At 62.9% G+C, this 1,995-nt stretch carries 1 protein-coding gene; it reads left to right on the forward strand.

Annotation, left to right across the window (positions count from 1 at the left end):
* Window positions 1–515: 515 nt before the first annotated feature.
* The gene (gene ltrA / locus GA0115259_RS06215; RefSeq protein WP_237539808.1) at window positions 516–1,883 is read left to right on the forward strand and encodes a group II intron reverse transcriptase/maturase; all 1,368 of its coding nucleotides are present in this window, start codon (window positions 516–518) and stop codon (window positions 1,881–1,883) included.
* Window positions 1,884–1,995 lie beyond the last annotated feature (112 nt).

A 1,995-nucleotide genomic window follows, 5' to 3' on the forward strand; every position in this document is an offset into this window, starting at 1 on the left:
GCTGTGCCCATGGTGCGTCCTGAAAGCTGGTCCAGGCTCGCGGGTGGAAGTCCCGTCCGGGTAGACACCGGAGTGCCCGGTAGCAGGTCCCGGTTCGTCGTGGAGACGCGGCGGGCTGAGCGGGATGTCAAGAGCCTCTTTGGAGGAAGCGAGCACGCGGGCCGTAGCGTGAAGCGAACCCTGCAGCCTCGTCACAGCTACAGCGGAGAAGCCGAGCCCGTCATGTCGGGGCGAAGGCCATGTCCTGGGGGCCCTGTTCCGGGGTCAGCCTCCAGGGTTCTTCCGGGGTAGAGGGGGCGGCACGTGTGCACAGTCTGGGCCGGAACAGGAGAGACCCGTCTGACCACGCCTGGCATCAGGCAAGAGACCGGACGTATAAGCCGATGGTGAAGTCGTCCGGAGGGCAGCGGGAGTCCGAGCGGGGCGTAGTACCGCTGATCGGCGTGCAACATAACGCGCCGGGAGGGAAGGGCCCGCACTTTGATCACGTCCGTAGCGAAGGTAAGCATGAGGGCATGACCGGGACCGCCCGGTCCAACAACCCCGGTGGGACAACTCCCGCTGTAGTCGACGGACTTGCGTCCGTTTCGAAAGTGCGAAAACTCCAACGCGGACTATGGGCTGCGGCAAAGCAGTCGCCGGAACGGCGTTTCCATGCCCTGTATGACCGTATCCACAGAGGTGATGTGCTGTGGGAGGCGTGGGAACGGGTTCGGGCCAACAGAGGAAGTGCCGGGGTGGATCGGGTCACTCTGGTATTCGTGGAGGAGGAGTACGGAGCCGGGCGGATGCTCGGCGAACTCCAGTCTTCTCTGCGTGCAGGCACGTATCGTCCCGCGCCGGCCAGGCGTGTGGATATCCCGAAACCGCAAGGTGGCGTGAGACCGCTGGGTATTCCTGCGGTTCGCGACAGGGTGGCCCAGCAGGCGGCGAAGATTGTTTTGGAGCCGGTGTTCGAGGCGGGGTTCTCTCCGTGCTCATTCGGATTCCGCCCGAAACGGTCAGCGACGCAGGCGATGGAGCGGCTTCGAGCTGGCTTTGTCAAGGGGTTTCACTTTGTTGTCGAATTCGATATCCGGAGCTTCTTTGATGAGATCGACCATGGTCGGTTGCTTGTCGAGGTGGGTCGCCGGGTGTCGGACCGCAGGGTTCTCAAGTTGGTCCGTCTGTGGTTGCAGGCGGGTGTGATGGTGGACGGTGAGGTCCGGCGGACGGTCGCCGGGACTCCTCAGGGTGGGGTGATCTCGCCTTTGCTGGCCAACATCTACCTGCATGTTCTGGACTCCGAGCTGATGGAGCGAGGAGTGGGTGAGCTGGTTCGGTACGCAGACGACGGAGTCGTCCTGTGCCGTTCCGCTCGCCAGGCCAGGGCTGCCCTGGAAGCGGTCGGGGAAATCCTCGGATCGGTGGGGCTGCGGCTGCACCCGGACAAGACGAAAGTAGTTGACCTCAGAGAGGGCCGGGAAGGACTCGACTTCCTTGGCTGCCACTTCAGGGTCCACTTCTCAGGCAGGTCGTGGAAGAAGTACGGCACAGTCCGCTTCTATCTGCACCGCTGGCCGTCGAAAGCGGCGATGAAGAGACTCCGGGACAAGGTCCGCGAACGGACCGACCGCCGCCGGTCGGGATCGGATATCCGTGATGTGATCGCGGATCTGAATCCAATCCTGCGCGGCTGGGGAAACTACTTCCGAACCGGGAACGCCGCCCAGAAGTTCCGAACTGTTGATGAGTACGTGGTGTGGCGACTCCGCAGACTGATGGTCAAGAAACGCGGACGCAACCTGCGTGCAGGGCAGCAGACGGGTTGGACCGAGGAATGGTTCAACGGGCACGGCCTGTATCAACTGCGCGGCACGATTCGTTACCCGAAGACCGCGTAACCATGTCAAGAAGATCATCGGTAAGCCGTGTGCGGGAAAACCGCACGCACGGATTGAAAGGGGACGAAGGAAACGGACCCGTAAGGGCACCGCGCCTTCAACTACCAATGCC

Source organism: Streptomyces sp. MnatMP-M17, assembly GCF_900091995.1.
GTDB lineage: Bacteria > Actinomycetota > Actinomycetes > Streptomycetales > Streptomycetaceae > Streptomyces.

Excerpts from the sequence above, each read along its gene's own strand:
- ltrA (WP_237539808.1), top strand. The coding sequence starts at position 516 with ATGACCGGGACCGCCCGGTCCAACAACCCCGGTGGGACAACTCCCGCT.